This is a genomic window from Thermoflavimicrobium daqui, assembly GCF_003313465.1.
GTDB lineage: Bacteria > Bacillota > Bacilli > Thermoactinomycetales > Thermoactinomycetaceae > Thermoflavimicrobium > Thermoflavimicrobium daqui.
Map to the genome: position 1 here is coordinate 63,692 of NZ_KZ845666.1, position 19,010 is coordinate 82,701.

General features: G+C 37.5%; 20 protein-coding genes. 5 read left to right on the forward strand and 15 right to left on the reverse strand.

What is annotated here, in order from left to right; all coding sequences use genetic code 11:
- Positions 1-42 precede the first annotated feature (42 nt).
- The 8 genes from DL897_RS08500 to gatC all read right to left on the reverse strand — a co-directional run bounded on the left by DL897_RS08500 (position 43) and on the right by gatC (position 7,126).
- Entirely contained in the window at positions 43-1,476 is a 1,434-nt protein-coding gene (locus DL897_RS08500; RefSeq protein WP_113658727.1) for a sensor histidine kinase, read from the reverse strand.
- Positions 1,473-2,201: a response regulator transcription factor gene (locus tag DL897_RS08505; RefSeq protein WP_113658728.1), complete on the reverse strand. Its 729-nt coding sequence runs from the start codon at positions 2,199-2,201 to the stop codon at positions 1,473-1,475. Before DL897_RS08505 ends, DL897_RS08500 begins: the two co-directional genes overlap by 4 nt.
- A gap of 321 nt (positions 2,202-2,522) precedes the next feature.
- On the reverse strand, positions 2,523-3,179 hold the full coding sequence (locus DL897_RS08510) for a YidC/Oxa1 family membrane protein insertase (RefSeq protein ID WP_113658729.1): 657 nt from the start codon (positions 3,177-3,179) through the stop codon (positions 2,523-2,525).
- A gap of 18 nt (positions 3,180-3,197) precedes the next feature.
- Complete coding sequence (locus DL897_RS08515) at positions 3,198-3,446, reverse strand: hypothetical protein (protein ID WP_113658730.1); 249 nt, start codon at positions 3,444-3,446, stop codon at positions 3,198-3,200.
- A gap of 126 nt (positions 3,447-3,572) precedes the next feature.
- Positions 3,573-3,869 (reverse strand): hypothetical protein, encoded by a 297-nt coding sequence (locus tag DL897_RS08520; protein WP_113658731.1) that lies wholly within the window; start codon positions 3,867-3,869, stop codon positions 3,573-3,575.
- 59 nt (positions 3,870-3,928) lie between these two features.
- Positions 3,929-5,362, reverse strand: a complete 1,434-nt coding sequence (gene gatB / locus DL897_RS08525; protein WP_113658732.1) for an Asp-tRNA(Asn)/Glu-tRNA(Gln) amidotransferase subunit GatB — start codon at positions 5,360-5,362, stop codon at positions 3,929-3,931.
- Positions 5,359-6,825: an Asp-tRNA(Asn)/Glu-tRNA(Gln) amidotransferase subunit GatA gene (gene gatA / locus DL897_RS08530; protein WP_113658733.1), complete on the reverse strand. Its 1,467-nt coding sequence runs from the start codon at positions 6,823-6,825 to the stop codon at positions 5,359-5,361. Before gatA ends, gatB begins: the two co-directional genes overlap by 4 nt.
- Positions 6,826-6,835: 10 nt before the next feature.
- Positions 6,836-7,126 (reverse strand): Asp-tRNA(Asn)/Glu-tRNA(Gln) amidotransferase subunit GatC, encoded by a 291-nt coding sequence (gene gatC, locus DL897_RS08535; protein WP_113658734.1) that lies wholly within the window; start codon positions 7,124-7,126, stop codon positions 6,836-6,838.
- Positions 7,127-7,474: 348 nt separating this feature from the next.
- Here gatC and DL897_RS08540 point away from each other — a divergent pair, with 348 nt between their 5' ends.
- Complete coding sequence (locus DL897_RS08540; protein WP_113658735.1) at positions 7,475-9,550, forward strand: carbon starvation CstA family protein; 2,076 nt, start codon at positions 7,475-7,477, stop codon at positions 9,548-9,550.
- Between the two features lie 4 nt (positions 9,551-9,554).
- Complete coding sequence (locus tag DL897_RS08545; RefSeq protein ID WP_113658736.1) at positions 9,555-9,749, forward strand: YbdD/YjiX family protein; 195 nt, start codon at positions 9,555-9,557, stop codon at positions 9,747-9,749.
- A 58-nt stretch (positions 9,750-9,807) separates the two neighbouring features.
- Here DL897_RS08545 and DL897_RS08550 read toward each other — a convergent pair whose 3' ends face one another.
- From DL897_RS08550 to pruA, 7 genes are all read right to left on the reverse strand, one after another.
- On the reverse strand, positions 9,808-9,996 hold the full coding sequence (locus tag DL897_RS08550; protein ID WP_113658737.1) for a twin-arginine translocase TatA/TatE family subunit: 189 nt from the start codon (positions 9,994-9,996) through the stop codon (positions 9,808-9,810).
- Positions 9,997-10,164: 168 nt separating this feature from the next.
- A complete protein-coding gene (gene uptA, locus DL897_RS08555) occupies positions 10,165-10,788 on the reverse strand; it encodes an undecaprenyl phosphate transporter UptA (RefSeq protein WP_113658983.1) in 624 nt (207 codons plus the stop codon).
- 160 nt (positions 10,789-10,948) lie between these two features.
- A complete protein-coding gene (locus tag DL897_RS08560; RefSeq protein ID WP_113658738.1) occupies positions 10,949-11,602 on the reverse strand; it encodes an amino acid ABC transporter permease in 654 nt (217 codons plus the stop codon).
- 15 nt (positions 11,603-11,617) lie between these two features.
- Positions 11,618-12,265: an amino acid ABC transporter permease gene (locus DL897_RS08565; RefSeq protein ID WP_113658739.1), complete on the reverse strand. Its 648-nt coding sequence runs from the start codon at positions 12,263-12,265 to the stop codon at positions 11,618-11,620.
- Between the two features lie 171 nt (positions 12,266-12,436).
- Entirely contained in the window at positions 12,437-13,273 is an 837-nt protein-coding gene (locus DL897_RS08570; RefSeq protein WP_113658740.1) for a glutamate ABC transporter substrate-binding protein, read from the reverse strand.
- 20 nt (positions 13,274-13,293) lie between these two features.
- The gene (locus DL897_RS08575; protein WP_113658741.1) at positions 13,294-14,022 is read right to left on the reverse strand and encodes an amino acid ABC transporter ATP-binding protein; all 729 of its coding nucleotides are present in this window, start codon (positions 14,020-14,022) and stop codon (positions 13,294-13,296) included.
- 297 nt (positions 14,023-14,319) lie between these two features.
- Positions 14,320-15,864: an L-glutamate gamma-semialdehyde dehydrogenase gene (gene pruA / locus DL897_RS08580; RefSeq protein WP_113658742.1), complete on the reverse strand. Its 1,545-nt coding sequence runs from the start codon at positions 15,862-15,864 to the stop codon at positions 14,320-14,322.
- A 286-nt stretch (positions 15,865-16,150) separates the two neighbouring features.
- Between pruA and DL897_RS08585 the strand changes: the two genes are divergently transcribed.
- The 3 genes from DL897_RS08585 (at position 16,151) to DL897_RS08595 (ending at position 18,877) form a co-directional block, all read left to right on the forward strand.
- Positions 16,151-16,642: an Lrp/AsnC family transcriptional regulator gene (locus tag DL897_RS08585; RefSeq protein ID WP_113658743.1), complete on the forward strand. Its 492-nt coding sequence runs from the start codon at positions 16,151-16,153 to the stop codon at positions 16,640-16,642.
- The gene (locus tag DL897_RS08590; RefSeq protein ID WP_113658744.1) at positions 16,639-17,832 is read left to right on the forward strand and encodes an aminotransferase class I/II-fold pyridoxal phosphate-dependent enzyme; all 1,194 of its coding nucleotides are present in this window, start codon (positions 16,639-16,641) and stop codon (positions 17,830-17,832) included. Before DL897_RS08585 ends, DL897_RS08590 begins: the two co-directional genes overlap by 4 nt.
- 310 nt (positions 17,833-18,142) lie before the next feature.
- Positions 18,143-18,877 carry a YheC/YheD family protein gene (locus DL897_RS08595; RefSeq protein ID WP_113658745.1) on the forward strand — a complete coding sequence of 245 codons (735 nt, stop codon included), beginning with the start codon at positions 18,143-18,145 and terminating at the stop codon, positions 18,875-18,877.
- The last annotated feature ends 133 nt before the right edge of the window (positions 18,878-19,010 follow it).

Here is a 19,010-nt window from a genome sequence, read left to right on the forward strand (position 1 = left end):
TTTCTCTTGAATTACATTATAATTTCAAGAGAAGTCCACACTTTATCCCCTATTTTGTGTAAATTGAATCACAATTTTTGTCCCTTCATTTAGATTACTATGTAAATGAATTCTCCCTCCATGCACTTGAATTAATTGATAAGCAATGGTCATTCCCAGTCCAGTCCCCAGTGAATTTTGATTACTGTTAGTACCTCTAAAATAACGTTCAAACAAACGCACTTTCGTTTCATGATCCATTCCTTTGCCATTATCGCGAATCACGATTTCGTATCCTTGATCAAGCTGCTTAAGTTGCGCTTGAATCTTTGTTCCTGGTGGATTATGCTTAATTGCATTACCAAGTAGATTATCAATGGCTCGTTTATACCACTTTCGATCAATTACATCATAAAGCTCTTTCGTATTGGTATCCAAATCGAATTCATACTCATTGGCTTTCGGCAAATTGATACAATCAATGATGGATTCACGAAGCAATTCTACAATATTTTCTTTCTCTTTATGAAGTGGTAGGGCATTATTCTTCAAACGAAATGTAAGGTTAAAGTCATGTATTAACTCTTCCATATATTTTACACGCTGTCCCAACGTTTTTAGGATAAAGTCAAGCTCATGTTTATCTAACTCATACTTCTCTGTGGATAATATTTCGATATACCCTTTTACCGTTGAGAGTGGAGTTTTTAAATCATGTGAAACTCCGGTCATCCATTCTTCACGTGTTTTTTCCAAACGGATTCTATCTTGCTCATTTTGTTTTAACGTTTGAGTAAGTTTATATAATGAATCAATCACTTCACGGTAAATACGGTAAGAGAGCTTAATTTTGCCTGAGCGATTTAAGGATCTCGGCCTCCCTTTACGATCTAGTGGTTCACTATAGTCCCCATCAGCTAATTGCTGAAGCCATGACCAAGTATGTAAGAGGGGATTACCTAAGCGAAATGCAGAGAAAGTGGCAATTAGTAGAATAATTACGATCCATCCTGCTACCAGATAAGTTGTATATTGATATTGCTCACTTTCCGGTATATAGCCTTTATGAGAGCGTGCTGGAGCTCCTCCCGTAACCCAAGTATAAATATGGCCATCCACTTTTTCATACCATGTGGAAATGTGATAACCCGATTCAGTAGGATAGTTTTGATAGGCAACTAGCTGTCCTGGTGCGTAATGACGAGGTATAGAGGTAGGACGATGAAACGAATAAATTTCTTCTCCTTTTTCATTTAACACTTGAAGCCATATCTGCTGCTGCCGAAGGTAAGTCAAAATTTGTGAGTCTATCTGCACTCGCTGTGTATTGATCTGAGTTTTGACTGCAATCTTCTTTAAATAATTAGCTGTTAATGGATTTTCTGGAATCTCTTGTCTGCCAAAGAAGAGGTAGATCAAAAAGCTCATCCAAGCAAAAATACAAACGAATATTCCTCCTAAGCTTAAGAAAAAATACCGCGTCAACCTTCCTTTCATAATCCATTATCGCCCTTTGGGGCCACCAGCTTATAGCCTAATCCACGCACTGTCAAAAGATAAATGGGCTTGCTTGGATTTGGCTCTATTTTTTCTCGTAGGCGATGAACATGAACTTTAATCGTATTTTCTCCCCCTAAGTCATAAATATCTTTCCAAACCTGTTGATAGATCTGACGAAAACTAAAAACACGTTGCGGATTTTGACATAAAAAAAGAAGCAGTTGTAACTCTTTAGCTGGGCAATGTACTTCTTTTCCTTCAATATACAATTGGCCAGCAGTTTCATCGACTTGGAAATACCCAAAATCATAACAAATATTTCCTTTGGCTGGTAATTCTACTGATTTGAGATGACGTTTGAGTTGTACACGAATGCGTGCAACGACTTCTAACGGATTAAACGGCTTTGTAATATAATCATCCCCACCAAAACTAAATCCTGCCAACTTATCTAAATACGAATTTTTCGCAGTTAAAAACAAGATAGGGGCTTCCGTGAATTGACGTATATCTTTACATACAGTTAAGCCATCTCCATCAGGTAGCATAATGTCTAATACAATCAAATCAGGTCGAACTTCTTTTGCCAATTTTAATGCCTCTTTAGCCGTTTCCGCTGTATAAATATTGGCGAATTTCTCCTTAGTCAACATAAACTGAAGCATTTCTAAAATCGGTTGATCATCATCAACGAGGAGAATTTTTCCTTCTTCTATATACATTGATCGCTATTTTCAACTCCTTTTTTTGCCCTCAATACCTTTTAGACCGTTAATTCTTATCTATCATATCATGTATGAAAAGATGATTTGTATAAAACAGTAAAATGATACGACATACTACCAAAGCATGTCGCATTATGTAATCAAAAGCCCACGTGTTTTAGAATGACTTACCAAATAGACAAACAGAGCAAAGTATAAGATCAAAGCTATGGGAGTGCGCGGGGAAGTATTTAGCTATGAACTAGACAGGCTATTTCTATCAAAAAAGCCAGTCAAATGAATGACTAGCTTTTTTGATAGTTATAACGATGAAATAGCTTATTGTTGCTGTTCCTGACTTATCAGTTTGCGAACACGGCTACGTAATAATCTCCGTTCTATAGCCCCCCAAAGACTCGAGGTACCGTAGTAAAGAGAAATCGCCACAGGAGCACTCCATAGAATGAATAAAGAAAACCCTACCATAATATAGAATGACATAGGATTAGAAGCAGTCGTTGTCATCATATCATCAGGGATTAATGCCACTTTTGATAGTAGACCACATAAAATCGCCGTCACAATTGGAAAAATAAAGTAAGGATCTGGTAGTCCAATACTGGCAACCCAAGGAATAAACACCGAATGCGCAGTTGGACCTAAGTGATGAAATAAAGCAAAAATAGTCATAAAAATAGGCGTTTGTAAAATAACTGTTGATAACATACTGAAAGGGTTAAAGCTTTTTTCTGACATAACTTTAGTCATTTCAACTGTCATTTTCTGTTGATTTCCTTGCCATTTTTCTTTTAACTTAGCTACATGCTGCGAGAAAAGAAACTGCTTCACAGCAAAATTAGATTGTCGGATCGAAAGAGGTATCAAACAAAGCCTTACTAGCAGTGTAAAGAGAATGACTGCTAGTCCCCAGTCGCCTACAGCCTGTTCTAGTAATGTAAAAAATGGCTTTACCCACTCAACCAATTGATTAATCAAGGTTTATAACCTCCTTATTTATTTTTCTGAATCAATAAGGAGGTTATGATCTGGTTCATCTTCTCCCACCCGTAAACGTATGGGACGTAAAATCTTTAGTCTTTGTAACTGAATGAAAGATTGGATGAAGTCTAGCCGTTTGGAAGGGGAAGAGACAGCTAAAAGTAGCCGCTTTTCTGGTAAATGGACTTGCAGTAGTATGGTTGTGACAAACACTAATGTAAATAGAGCAATCCATTCATATGAAGACCCCATATCAAGTTCCAATCTCTTCTCCCTCCTCTATTTCTTTGATTAGGATTAGCTTAACATATCGTTAGAAAATGAGCTATCTACAATATCATATTGATTTACAAAGGTCTTCATATAGTTTTATATAAAAGAATAAAAAACTTATCCTCTTAGCCTCTTTAAAGACTGCCAAGCAGAAAAAGCAAACAATAAACTAATTAAACCAAAGATGTTCGTAATAATAAATAGTTGAAATAGCGTATCTGTTATCAGTAAAAAAACTAGTAGATAATAGATTGGTAACCGAAATGGCTTCCCATAAAATTCATAAATGGTCACGAAGAAATACATACACAAAATTAACATGTGTACAGCTTCAACGGGTGCATTAGCAATAAATAACGCATGTACTCCAAAAAACAAACTGATTAACATAAGCAAAATATATATAGCTACCATTGAATCCCACCTCTCTTCCTGCAAAAAAGAGCTCGCCCCAAGTGGGACGAGCTGGCCGCTTATATACCGATTTGTTCGCGAATCAGCTTATTTACCAATTGCGGGTTGGCTTTGCCTTTTGTTGCTTTCATAACTTGTCCGACTAAGAAACCTATCGCACGTTCTTTTCCATTTTTTAGATCTTCTACTGATTGTGGATTATGATCTAAGACCTTGGCTACTTCCTCTTTAAGTTGACCTTCGTCACTAATTTGAACCCAGCCTTTTTCTTCCACAATCTGTTTCGGATCATGTCCTGTTTCGATCATCTCTTTAAATACGTTCTTAGCTAATTTCGAGCTAATTGTTCCATTTTGGATAAGGCTAATCATTTTCGCCAGATGAGTTGGTTTCATTTGAACTTGATGAAGTTCCAATCCTTCACTATTGAGATATCCTAACAAATCACTACTAATCCAATTAGCCGCCAGCTTCGCATCCACTTTATCTGCTACAGTTTGCTCAAAAAAGTCAGCAGTAGCTTTGCTAGCAGTTAAAATACTCGCATCATAATTGGAAAGACCATACTCTGTAACATACCTTTCTTTTCTTGCATCAGGCAGTTCAGGAATAGTAGCACGAATCGTTTCCTTCCACGCTTCATCAATATAAAGACGAACCAAGTCTGGCTCAGGAAAATAACGGTAGTCATGGGCTTCTTCTTTACTACGCATCAACTTCGTGCGATTTTCATTTTCCAACCACCGTAATGTTTGTTGAACAATTTCTTCACCACGATCTAAAACTTCAGCATGTCGCAACTGTTCAAACTCTAATGCTCGCTCTACATTGCGAAACGAGTTTAGATTTTTAAGTTCCGTTTTGACTCCGAATTCTTTTGCACCAACAGGCCGTAAACTAATGTTGGCATCACATCGTAAAGATCCTTCTTCCATTTTTACATCTGAAACCTCGATATACTGCATAATTGCTTTTAATTTCTCCAGATAGGCTTTTGCCTCTTGTGGAGATCGTAAATCGGGTTCTGATACAATCTCTATGAGTGGTACACCTACTCGATTATAATCAACGAGTGAAGAATCCCCATTCTCTTCATGATTTAATTTTCCAGCATCCTCTTCTAAATGGACACGAGTAATTCCAATTCGTTTCTTTTCACCATCGACGTCAATTTCTATAAAGCCGTGTTCACCAATTGGTTGATCAAATTGTGAAATCTGATAAGCTTTGGGCGAGTCAGGATAAAAATAGTTTTTACGATCAAATTTACTATACTCAGCAATCTGACAGTTAAGAGCCATCGCTGCTTTTATGGCATAATTGACCGCTTCACGATTTAAGACAGGTAGAACTCCAGGATGTCCTAAACAAACTGGACAAGTATGTGTATTCGGAGGGGCACCAAATTCAGTCGAACAGCTACAGAAGATTTTAGTTTTCGTTGATAATTCAACATGTACTTCAAGCCCGATCACTGTTTCATACTTACTCATACACGGATCCCTCCCACTTGCGGTTCTGGCAGATGTTCACTTGCTTGTTCAAATGCATGAGCAACACGGAGAACCGTTGCTTCATCAAATGCTCTGCCAATAATTTGCAATCCAACAGGCATTCCTTCAGATAAACCACAAGGTATACTAATAGATGGAAGCCCAGCTAAGTTCACGGGAATCGTTAAGATATCGTTAAGGTACATAGTGAGCGGATTATCTATATTCTCTCCCATTTTAAAAGCAATTGTGGGCGCAGTCGGACCTACAATCACATCATAATTAGCAAAGACTTGTTCAAAGTCATTTCGAATCAAGGTACGGACTTTTTGCGCTTTTAAATAATAGGCATCATAGTAACCTGAACTAAGAGCATAAGTACCTAACATAATCCGGCGCTTTACTTCAGAACCAAAACCTTGACTTCGTGTCTCTAAATAGAGATCTAAGAGATTTCTTCCTTCCTTACGCATCCCATAACGAACTCCATCATAGCGTGCCAAATTAGAAGAAGCTTCCGCCGGAGCAATCAAGTAATAGGTCGCTACTGCATAGTCCACGTGTGGAAGAGAAACCTCTTCTATAAAGGCACCCAAATCTTCTAGCTTAGCCAGAGCTCGCTTCACTTGTTCGCGAATTCCTGGATCAATTCCCTCACCAAGCATCTCTTTAGGAACAGCAACTTTTAATCCTTTTATATCACCAGTGAGATGGGATAAAAAGTCTGGCACTTCCACATTTGCCGATGTTGAATCTTTGGGATCATAGCCTGAAATTGCTTGTAGTACATAAGCCGCATCTTCAACATTTTTGGTTAGTGGTCCAATTTGATCAAGGGATGAAGCAAAAGCCACAAGTCCATAACGAGAAACACGTCCATAAGTAGGTTTTAACCCGACAACTCCACAAAAAGAGGCAGGCTGTCGAATGGATCCACCAGTATCCGAACCTAAAGAGAAATAAACTTCTCCAGCAGCTACAGCAGCAGCAGATCCGCCACTAGATCCACCAGGTACGCGTTCTAAATCCCAAGGGTTATGAGTTGGATAAAAGCCAGAGTTTTCATTGGAAGAGCCCATCGCAAACTCATCCATATTGGTTTTCCCAATAGAAATGGTTTGTACCGCTGATAGTTTTTCTACAACTGTGGCATTATATATAGGTTGATAGTTTGCTAATAACTGACTACCACAAGTCGTTGTCATTCCTTCAGTTGATAGATTATCCTTAAGTCCAACAGGGATTGCTGTCAATAATCCTGAACTCTTTCCCTCTTTTAGCTCTTGGTCTAGTTTGTTTGCGCGTTTTCTGGCTCCTTCAGCATCTATGCTCAAGAAAGCTCGTACTTGCCCATCCACTTCTTCAATTCTCTTGAGTGATTCTTCTACTAAGTCTCTAGCTGAAAGCTCTCGTTTAAGAATACGATTATGTATTTCTTTCAGGGATAAACGCAAAAGAGACATCGTTTTCCTCCTATTCTTCAAATACAGCTGGAACTCGAAACATTCCATTTTTTTGATCAGGTGCATTAAGTAGAGCCTTCTCACGTGGAATAGATGGACGCACTTCATCATCACGTAATACATTCTCGATGGGTAGTACATGACTTGTAGGCTCAATTTGTTCCGTATCTAGTTGGTTTAATTTTTCAGCGAATTGGAGAATATCATTCAACTGTTTTGTATATTGCTCTGTTTCTTCTTCTGTTAATTTCAACCGTGACAACGTAGCCACATGAACAACTTCCTCTTTAGATATAGCCATAAAACTCTTCACCTCCATATCACTCATGAATCAAAAATATATCTATCACTTCATTTTAATAGCTAGTATATCCAGCGTACTCTTTACACAGTATAGCATAAATTTAATGCATTTCATTGTCCTTATTATGATGAACACATCGTTCGATTCAAGAGTCTTATATATGCATATACCTACTTCATCAAAAAAAAACCAATAAATAAATATATATCTATAAAAATACTATTAGAAATATTTAACCTAATACCATTTAATAAAAGTCATTTATTTTTCGATTTTTTCTAGTATAATAAATGATAAAATGAAATATTAACTTTCTCTATATCATAGAAAGGGTTGATTAATTGAATGAAGAAAAAGTGGTTATCTTATGTTATTTGGGCAATTATTTCCGCTATTGGTGCAATTGCTTTAGCATTAATCGCCTTACAACGAGGTGAGACAGTTAACTCTTTTTGGTTACTTACAGCAGCAGTTTGTATTTATGCTATAGGTTATCGCTTCTATAGCCGTTTCATAGCAAAAAAAGTGTTTGAATTGGATGACAATAGGAAAACCCCTGCTGAAGTGCATAATGACGGAAAAGACTATGTTCCTACCAACAAATGGTTTCTCTTTGGTCATCATTTTGCAGCAATAGCTGGCGCTGGTCCGCTCGTCGGTCCTATCCTAGCAGCACAAATGGGGTATCTACCTGGTACATTATGGATTATCGTTGGTGTGGTTTTAGGTGGCGCTGTACAAGATTTTATTATCCTATTTGGCTCTATGCGCCGCAATGGAAAGTCATTAGGAGAGATCGCTAAAGAAGAAATTGGCCCAGTTGGTGGCTTTGTAGCATTAATTTCTATTCTAGCCATTATGATTATTCTACTTGCTGTACTCGCCTTAGTTGTAGTGAATGCCTTGGCGGAAAGTCCATGGGGCTTATTCACTTTGGCTATGACCATTCCAATTGCTTTATTTATGGGGATTTATATGCGCTTTATCCGTCCCAACCGAATTTTGGAAACCTCCATTATCGGACTTATCTTACTATTCGCTTCATTATGGGCGGGTAAATATGTAGCTGATCATCCTACTTTATCTCAAATCTTTACACTTGATGGTGAAATGATTGCTTGGTTAATGATCATCTACGGCTTTATTGCCTCAGTTATTCCTGTATGGCTACTCTTGGCACCACGTGACTACCTGAGTACTTTCCTCAAAATTGGAACTATTTTTGCACTGGCGATTGGGATTGTCTACGTTTTACCTGATCTTCAAATGCCCGCTTTCACCAAATTTATCGATGGAACAGGGCCTGTCTTCGCTGGTAATCTCTTTCCATTTGTCTTTATTACCATTGCTTGTGGTTCTATTTCTGGCTTTCATGCCCTTGTTTCTTCAGGAACGACACCCAAAATGATTAGCCGCGAATCACATGCACGTATGATTGGCTATGGTGGTATGATTACTGAATCATTTGTCGCAATTATGGCTTTAATTGCTGCTTGCGTTCTAACTCCAGGGGTCTACTTTGCCATGAATAGTCCAGCAGCAGTTATTGGTCCTGATGTAACGACCGCAGCAACAAAGATTACTCAGATGGGCTTTACAGTAACTCCTCAGGACCTTCAGGAACTAGCCAATGACATTGAAGAAAATACCATTTTATCTAGAACTGGAGGCGCTCCTACATTAGCTGTTGGAATGGCCACTATTTTTTCCAATATTATTGGTGGAAAAGCTTTTATGGCTTTTTGGTATCATTTTGCCATTCTTTTTGAAGCTGTTTTCATTTTAACTACTATTGATGCTGGAACGCGAGTCGGTCGCTTTATTCTCCAAGATCTACTTGGACATATTTCACCTAAATTAGGGAAGACAGATTGGTATCCCGCCAATTTACTTGCGAGTGCGCTTATCGTCGCTGGTTGGGGATATTTCCTATATCAAGGTGTCATTGATCCGCTTGGTGGAATCAACACATTATGGCCATTATTTGGTATCGCTAACCAAATGTTAGCAGTTGTCGCTTTGGTTGTCGGAACCACCATCTTAATTAAAATGGGTAAAAAAGTTTATTCTTGGGTTACCATCGTTCCTCTTGTATGGCTTACAATGGTAACTATGACTGCGGGTTGGCAAAAGCTATTTGATCTTGATCCCAAAATTGGCTTTATCGCAGCTGCTGATAAGTATCAAACCGCTATTGATGCAGGAAAAATCATCGGACCAGCTAAAAATATGGAACAGATGAAACAAATTGTATTTAACAATCAGATAGATGCTGTCTTAACCGCTATCTTCATGATACTGGTTATTATCATTATTATTGATGCTGCTAGAATCTGGTATAAAGTCACAATTAAGCATGAAAAATTACCTCTCAAAGAGTCAGAATATATCCCAAATAAACCAACTACCATTGGAGGATGATCAAATGGGAGATTGGAAAAAGCCATTTCGTTTATTTGCTGAATTTTTAAATACGATGGCGGGTGTTCCAAGTTATCAAAAATATTTGGACCATTTCTACAAAAATCATCCAGGAGCAACTCCCATGAGTGAAGCAGAATTCCATCGTAAAGCCAATGATGAAAAGTATGGAGGCGGAACCATCCGTCGTTGTTGTTAAATAGTCCATAAAAAAACTGCTGACTTTGTAAAGAGTCAGCAGTTTTACTTCATCCTTTTTATACTTTGGGTGCTTCTTCTTTCTTCGGTTGCTTTCTATCTTCTTCATCTAACATTCCACTAGTTGCCTGCTTAAATTCACGGATACTTTTCCCAACAGCCCGACCGAGTTCTGGCAATTTTTTCGGACCAAACAAAATTAAAGCAACAACAAAAATAAGAACCCATTCAAGTCCACCAATGCTCATGGCTTTTATCTGCTACTTAAATATAGATCCTATGCCCTGTTTTAAAAGCCGCTTTTTGTGTTCACTAATTTGATCATTCTATATTTAAGTATCAGAACTGCACCTCCTTTATATCGGGCGATATACTATTGATATTATACTACGTTTTGAATTCTCGTATTTAGGAAATCAATACCGATTGTAGAATGGCTTTTGTTTTTCTTTTTTCCGCTTCTGAAACCAATTATAGAGGAAATACAAAATAAGTAAAATACCAATTCCGATAGCGATCTTGGTTGTGTAAGGCCCTGCTACTTCATCAATTTCATTCCAATGAGTCCCCAGCTTTTGTCCAAGATATATAAAAGCAATAGACCACGGGATTACTGCTAGTGTAGTCAAAATAGTGAAACGAAGCCACCCCATCTTAGCGATACCGGCTGGAATTGAAATGGCATGGCGCACCACGGGGATAAACCTAGCCCCAAAAATTACCCCCGTACCATAACGTTGAAACCAACTTTCTGCAAGATCAAGATGATTCTTACGGATCAGAATAAATTTACCATATTTCTCTAAAAATGGGCGTCCACCATAGTATCCTAACCAATAAAGGAATAGCTGTGCTAAAACTCCCCCAATGGTTCCTGCAATGACAGCTCCAACAAAAGTAATTTCTCCTTTATAAACAAGGAAGCCACCATAAGCCAAAACAATCTCACTTGGAATCACTTCAACCATTAATCCAAGCATAATTCCAAAATAACCGAGATCCATTAGCCATTCTAATAGAGACATAATCAAATCTTTCATAGACTCCCTACCTTTTCGCTCTTTTTCTGTTAACACGATGATAGCGAAAACATGGAAAGTAAGTCTACCTTTTTCATAACCTGTCACATAAATATGCCAAACTCGCACAAAAAATCACGTCTTCATCAAGAGACGTGATTGATAAAATAAGACAATTCTTTTAGCCTGCTAATCTTTTTTCCAAATAACGGCTTGCTAAAGATAGACAATAATTGATTACAAAATAAATCAATGAAACTAAGATTAACAGTGGAATCGTAGCATTGTACTTTGAATTATATATAATTTGAGCAGCATGTGTTAATTCTGGCAAAGAAATAGCCACTGCAAGCGAAGTATCTTTTAATAAAGAAACAAATTGACTAACCATGGGTGGAATCATTTTTTTCATGGCTTGTGGCATGATTATATACCACAATGTTTGGGTATAAGTAAACCCTTGCGATCGAGCCGCTTCAATCTGCCCTTTGTCTACCGAGTTAAGACCACTACGGACAATTTCAGCAACCAAAGCAGAGGTAAACACGGTCATACTAATAATAACCGAAAGAGCAATCGGTATTTGTACTCCCCAATCCTTTAAAGCAAAGTACCCAAAGAAAATAATGAGTAGCAATGGTAGGTTACGGATCGCTTCGATATAGATAATTGCTAAATGAGATACAACCGGAATTCTCGTATATCGCAACACTCCAAGAATTGTACCAAATATAAAGCTTAAAATAATAGCAGAGAAAGCAACAAGAAGTGTTACTTTTAGTCCACTTAGTAACGCCGACCAATGTGTGGGATCCAATACACTTGAAAAATCCACAAATGTCCCCCCCTTTTATCCTTGTTTAGACCAACGTTTTTCTAGATAGTTCACACCGATACTAAGTGGAATCGTAATCACCAAGTATAATAAAGCCACAAACACATAGACAGAAGTCACATCATAATTGGCAATCGCAATATCAGCTGCATAAAGTAAATCTGTTCCAGCTATAATCGCCAATATCGAGGAGTTTTTCACTAGATTAATAAACTGATTCCCCAAAGGAGGTATAACCATCTTAAATGCTTGTGGTAAAATGACATACCACATTGCTTGAATGTATGTTAATCCAGAAGAACGTGCAGCCTCCATTTGCCCTTTTGGGACAGCTTGAATTCCTGCGCGAATCGCTTCAGCCATAAATGCCCCCGTATAAAAGGCAAGCCCAAGTGATCCAACCATAAACTTTGATAAATTGATCTGAATGGATGCCAAGCCAAAATAAAAGAAAAAGACTTGGATAATAATAGGCGTATTACGGAAAAACTCAACATAAGCGGTTCCAATTCCACGAAGAATCTTACTATGCGAAATACGTAATACAGCCATGATTGTTCCAATAATTAAGCTTAAAACCAGCGCAACCAAACTAACACTTAATGTTGTAAAAAAACCATCTATAAAATCTTCTTTGTGTACTTCAAGAAAACTAAAATCCATTTCCACACCCCTTTCCTTCTGTTAAAAGGATCAAAAAATGGACTTCTACCTATAAAGCCCATCCATTTCGACTCATCTTTTTGGTTAGAATAGGCTTCTCTTTTGAAAGCGCTTTAAGAGAAACCCATTCTAAAAAGTATTTCATATATTTCTCTTGTACATTTGCTATTCTTAGTTCTCCAGAACAGCTTCCTTTGGTAAATCTGTAGGCGCGTCCTTTTTGAACCACTTCTTAAATAATTCTGCATATTTACCGTTCTTTTGAATTTCTACAATAAAATCATTAACATATTTCTTTAACTGTTCATTTCCTTTTTTAATTCCCATTCCATAGGGTTCTTTGGTAAATTTCTCTGAGAGAACATGATAATTACTATCACTTTCGGCCATTCCAAGTAAGATACTATCATCTGTAGTCACAGCATCTACTTTTTTACTTTTTAATGCTGTAAAGGCATCTGCATAGTTATCGTACTCTTCTACAATCACGCCTGGTACATGTTTCTCTAGGTTTTTACCACTGGTTGCTCCTTTAGCTGTAGAAACCTTTTTGCCTTTAGCATCTTTTACTGTTTTAATTGCACTATCCTTTGGTACTAATAGTGATTGTCCAGCCAAATAGTAAACATGAGAAAAATCAATTTGCTTTTTTCTCTCCTCTGTAATAGTCATCGTAGCTGCAATCAAATCAATATCTCCACTGGTCAACATTTTAATTCTCGTTTTTGATGTTACCTCTTTAAATTCAACTTTATTTTCATCACCAAATAGTTTTTTAGCTAGCTCTTTTGCTAAGTCAATCTCAAACCCTTTTACTTGGTTATCAGAAGGATCTTTATATCCGAATAGTCGAGTATCATACTTTACCCCCACTACTAGCTTACCACGCTTCTTGATAGCCTCTAAGTCTCCTCCAGCAGCTTTATCTTCTTTGGTAGAACAAGCTGCCATGGTAAAGACTAATAGAAAAGAAAATGCTACAACCATCCACCTCTTTATAACGGCCATATATATCCTCCTTTAATACATTAGTGTTGTAAAATACGACTTAAAAATAATTTCGTTCTTTCTTCTTTAGGATTTTTAAAGAATTGTGATGGACTTTCTTGTTCCAAAATTCTGCCTTCGTCCATAAATATGACCCGATCAGCTACCTCGCGTGCAAAACCCATCTCATGAGTAACACAAACCATCGTCATTCCTTCTTTGGCTAAAGTACGCATAACATCTAAAACTTCACCGATCATTTCTGGATCAAGAGCAGAAGTAGGTTCGTCAAACAGCATGATTTTTGGCTTCATAGCCAATCCTCTCGCAATGGCAACCCTTTGTTGTTGTCCACCTGATAGTTGGGAAGGATAGGAGTTGGCCTTTTCAGGAATTCCCACCTTTTCTAACAATTCCATCGCCATTTTTTTTGCAGCGCCTTCCTCAATCTTTCTTACTTTTATTGGAGCCAATGTAATATTTTCTAATACGGTTTTATGTGGATAGAGATAGAAATGCTGAAAAACCATACCGATCTCTTGGCGCATTAAATTGATATTTGTTTTTGGTTCATGAACTTTAAAACCATCTACTATTAATTCACCTGAAGAAATCTCTTCTAAGCGGTTAATACATCGAAGCAATGTACTTTTTCCTGATCCACTTGGACCTAATATGACAACCACTTCACCAGCTTCGATTGTTAGATTAATATCTTTTAAAACATGGAATTCTCCGAAATATTTGTTTACATTTGAAAACTGAATAATAAGCCACCCCTCCTTTTACGAATAAACCATATAATCGGATGATTATATCCTTTAGTATAATATAAATTTTATACACTAAAATGTCAATAATTATACTTTTTACACTAGCAATGTAAATTTAAAATATTATATAATTTTTTCTTCGGGGAAGTTGTTACATAAAAAAGCCACTCATCGTTTCCAACTCAAAGGTTTGGCATAAAAGTCGATCCTACATAAAAACGATTCGCAACGAAGTAAAAAATAAGAAGCCCGTACCACATTTCAATAATGTGATACGGGCTAAAGCTTTTATAGTTATAGAGCCTCAGAAACCAATTTTTGTTGCAAGAAGAGTAAGAGATAGTCACGTCCTCCGGCTTTAGAGCATGTTCCAGACATATTATATCCACCAAATGGCTGAGCACCAACGAGAGCACCAGTACATTTACGATTAAAATACAAGTTTCCAACATGGAATACTTCACGTGCTTTTTCTAATTTCTCACGCTCACGTGCAATTACAGCACCTGTCAATCCATATTCCGTATTGTTAGCAATTTCCAAAGCATGATCAAAGTCTCTTGCTTTAATAAAGGCAACAACCGGACCAAAGATCTCTTCTTGTGCGAGTCTTGCTTCTGGATCAATATCCGCGAAGACCGTTGGTTGTAGGAAATAACCATTTCCTTCTGCTTTTCCACCACCAACCATCAAACGGCCTTCTTTTTTACCAATCTCCATATATTCAAGGATCTTATTGTATGCTTTATCATCTACAACTGGACCCATATCGATACCTAGGTCTTTCGCTTCGCCTACTTTTAATTGTTTCGTTTTTTCAACCACACTACTTAGCAATTCATCATAGATATCTTGATGAGCGATAACTCTAGAACAAGCAGAGCATTTTTGCCCAGAGAAACCAAATGCCGATTTCACGATAGCTTCTGCTGCAAGATCAAGATCGGAGTCACTATCTACTACAATCGAATCTTTTCCACCCATTTCAGCTACAACACGTTTAATCCATTTTTGACCTGGAACTGTTTTCGCTGCGAGCTCATTGATTCTAAGTCCGACTGCACGGGAACCCGTGAATGAAATAAAGCGTGTTAATGGGTGTGTAACCATATATTCTCCGACTTCTGGTCCAGGACCTGGTACATAGTTAACAACACCATCAGGCAGACCAGCTTCTCTAAGAATTTCCATAAACTTATAAGCGATTACATTCGTTGGGGTAGCTGGCTTTAATACAACAGTATTCCCTGCAACAATCGCCGAAGTTGTCATACCAACTGTAATGGCAAGTGGGAAATTCCACGGTGGGATAATCGCCCCGACACCTAGTGGGATGTATGTAAGCTCATTATCTTCTCCAGGAATAGGTGTAAGCGGTTGCGGTTCAGCTAAACGTAGCATTTCACGTCCATAAAACTCCATAAAGTCAATCGCTTCAGCCGTATCTGCATCTGCTTCTGGCCAGCTTTTTCCTGCTTCTAACACCATCCATGCGGAAAACTCATGTTTTCTACGACGCATAATAGCTGCTGCTTTAAATAAAACACGAGCCCGAGCAGCAGGAGCAACTTTTTTCCAAGTTTCAAAAGTTTTTGCTGCAACTTGCATCGCTTTTTCTGTCAAGTCAATATCAGCTTCATTGACAATTCCAATTACTTCATCTAAGTTCGATGGGTTAATTGATTTCACTTTTTGCTGAGTTTTGATATGCTCGCCACCAATAATAATATCATATTCTTTTCCAAGCTCAGCACGTACTTTATTTAATGCCGCTTGAAAAGCCTGACGATTTTCTTCTTTGCCGAAGTTTGTAAATGGCTCATTTTTAAAAGAAATCATTTCCATATACCTCCTATAAATGGTTCCTTACTAATTGTAACTTATTCTATTATTCACTTCAAATTAAATCGAACATCTTATAAATAACCTTCTTTAATAGCTTTTCCCGAATCCAAAGGGGTTGATGCTCCTTTTCATCAAAAACAATTTTTATCAGCCTGTCTTTACTTTCCAATTGGCTATCCTTCACTAATCATATCACTGTATTAATTCGTTTTGTTTCCCCTGCACTGGGATTGTTATATAATAGTGTATGATTTTGTATAAGGAGGATGTGTAATCACACATGGCTGACCCACTTCGGCTAGAAATCCTCTCCTTGCTGGAAGAAAATGCGCGTTTGACTGCAGAACAGATCGCACATATGTTAGACTTGTCTAAAGAGAATGTAGAGCAAATCATTAAAGAGCTCCAAGATGAAGGGATTATTTTAAAGTATGGGGCAAGTATTCATTGGCGCAAAGCAGGAAAGAGGAGAGTCAATGCCTTAATTGATGTAAAAGTGACTCCACAACATGGTTATGGATTTGATACCGTGGCAAGGCGAATTTATCTTTTTCCCGAAGTACAAAGCGTCTATTTGATGTCTGGTGCCTACGATTTATCAGTGGCTCTAGAAGTAGATACCATGGAAGAAGTGGGTCGCTTCGTAGAAAAGCTGGCTTCTTTTGATTTCGTAGTAAGTACTACGACACATTTTGTTCTAAAAAAATACAAAGAAGATGGAATCATTTTAGATGAACCTGATAAAGATCGACGGTTGGTGATAAGTCCATGAATTTAGAAGAAAAAATTTCCCCAATAGTTAAACAACTAGCCCCTTCTGGAATCCGGCGTTTTTTTGACCTAGTTAACACAAAACCTGATGCTATTTCTCTAGGTGTAGGAGAGCCAGACTTTACTACGCCATGGCATATTCGGGAAGCTTGTGTAGATGCGCTCGAAAGAGGAATGACCTCATATACTTCAAACCAAGGTATGCCTGAACTCTTAGAAAAGATAAGTCAATATCTATCTGATCGCTTTTCCCTTGCTTATGATGGGCAGTCAGAAATTTTAGTTACTTTCGGTGCAAGTGAAGCAATTGATATTGCCTTGCGTACTTTGATTACGCATGGAGACGAAGTATTAATTCCTGAACCTTGCTATGTTTCTTATACTTCGTGTGTCCAACTGGCTGGTGGAAAAGCCATAGCCATCCCTACTTCTTCACAAAATGGATTTAAGCTACGAGCGGAAGATTTAGAAAAAGCCATTTCTCCTCGTAGCAAAGTATTAATTCTTTGTTATCCTAATAATCCTACAGGGGCTATCATGCGTAAAGAGGATTGGGAACCCATCGCACAGGTAATTAAAAAGCATGATCTTTTGGTGATCTCTGATGAAATTTATGCAGAGCTAACCTATCGTGGTCATCACTTCTCTTTAGCTTCACTCCCTGGTATGAAAGAGCATGTCATTCTAATTAGTGGATTTTCCAAAGCCTTTGCTATGACTGGATGGCGTATAGGCTATGTCGCTGCTCCAGAGATTTTACTACAAGCTATGCTAAAAATCCATCAATATACAGCACTTTGTGCACCCATTACAAGCCAAATCGCTGCTTTTGAAGCTTTAAAAAATGGATTATCTGAGTGTGAAGCCATGGTTTCACAATATGATCGACGTAGACGTTTTGTTGTTAAAGCCTTCCAAGAAATTGGATTAACTTGTCATGAGCCGCAAGGGGCTTTTTATGTGTTCCCATCCATCCAACCTTTAGGCATGGATGCACATACTTTTGCCGAAGAACTAATCCAAGAGGAAAGTGTTGCTGTTGTACCTGGAGATGTTTTTGGCCCGAGTGGGAAGGGACATATCCGTTGTTCCTATGCCACCTCCTTAGATCGGCTAGATGAAGCTTTGCGACGAATCGAACGTTTTGTTAAAAAGAAACGGAAAAATATCCTACTCTCATCCATTTCTTAACATAAAGCCAGCTATCAAAAGGATAGCTGGCTTATTTACGAACAACTTTTATTCTTTTATTCAAAGAGAGGTATGCAAAATGAGTATATGATAAACCCCAATAATAGGTTTTTATTTCGCTCAATTCTAGCTACACAACATATTATTTACAGACAATTTACTCAATTCATTTATAATGATTCACGCTCAAATGGGTATCCTAGGTATGTTTCCATTTTCTATTCTTTGGGTTTATAGGATACCCACACTTCCATTTCGCTCTCAAACTCATAATCTATATAAATAAACTATAATAAAGGAAGTGAAAAAAGTGAGCGTAATTAGTAAAATGAATAACGCAAAACTATTAGCTAAAAATCCTCTCCTTACTCCTCATATACCAACAATTGAACGACTATCTCAATATCATTTAAAAAATATGCTACGATCTTTCCCTACCATTTATCTAAAACCAGATAATTCTTGTCAAGGGAAAGGAATTATGCGCATCACACGCCACCCCAACGGTTCTTATCTATTACAAATAAAAAATGAACCACTTAAATGGATATACACAAAGGTTTTTCCTCTTTGGCAAAAAATACTCCAACTTAAAATGAAACGTTCTTATGTTATTCAGCAAGGAATTGATAGCTTTACCTTTGAAGGAAAGCTTTTCGATATTCGTGTTCATATGATTCGCACAAATAATGAATGGATAATCGGTGGGATTATTGGACGTATAGCTCCAAAAGATAGTATTGTTACCAATGCATATAGTGGTGGTATCTCCAAAAAAATAACTCCCTTACTTACAGAAGATCTTAAGTTAGATCCAACCCAAGCTCAGCAAATAATCCATTCACTTTCCACAATATCTATAGAAGCAGCACAAACTATCAGTCATTCCTACCCAAAATGGTCTGAGTTTGGTCTAGATATTGGAATCGATTCAGATAAACACCTTTGGCTATATGAAATCAATATCAAGCCAGGGTTACTTGTATTTAAAACGGATAAAAAGACTTATGAAAATATCTTAAAGCTACGTGAATATGCCACTTAATTGTTCAATCCGATTCAAACAGCGATTCAATTTGATTCTAGAAATAATCTATAGTTTTGATCCCATTATTTAACATGATCTATTTATACGATGTCTAAGCAATTAAAAAATTTGTGCTCTAATTCATGCAGCT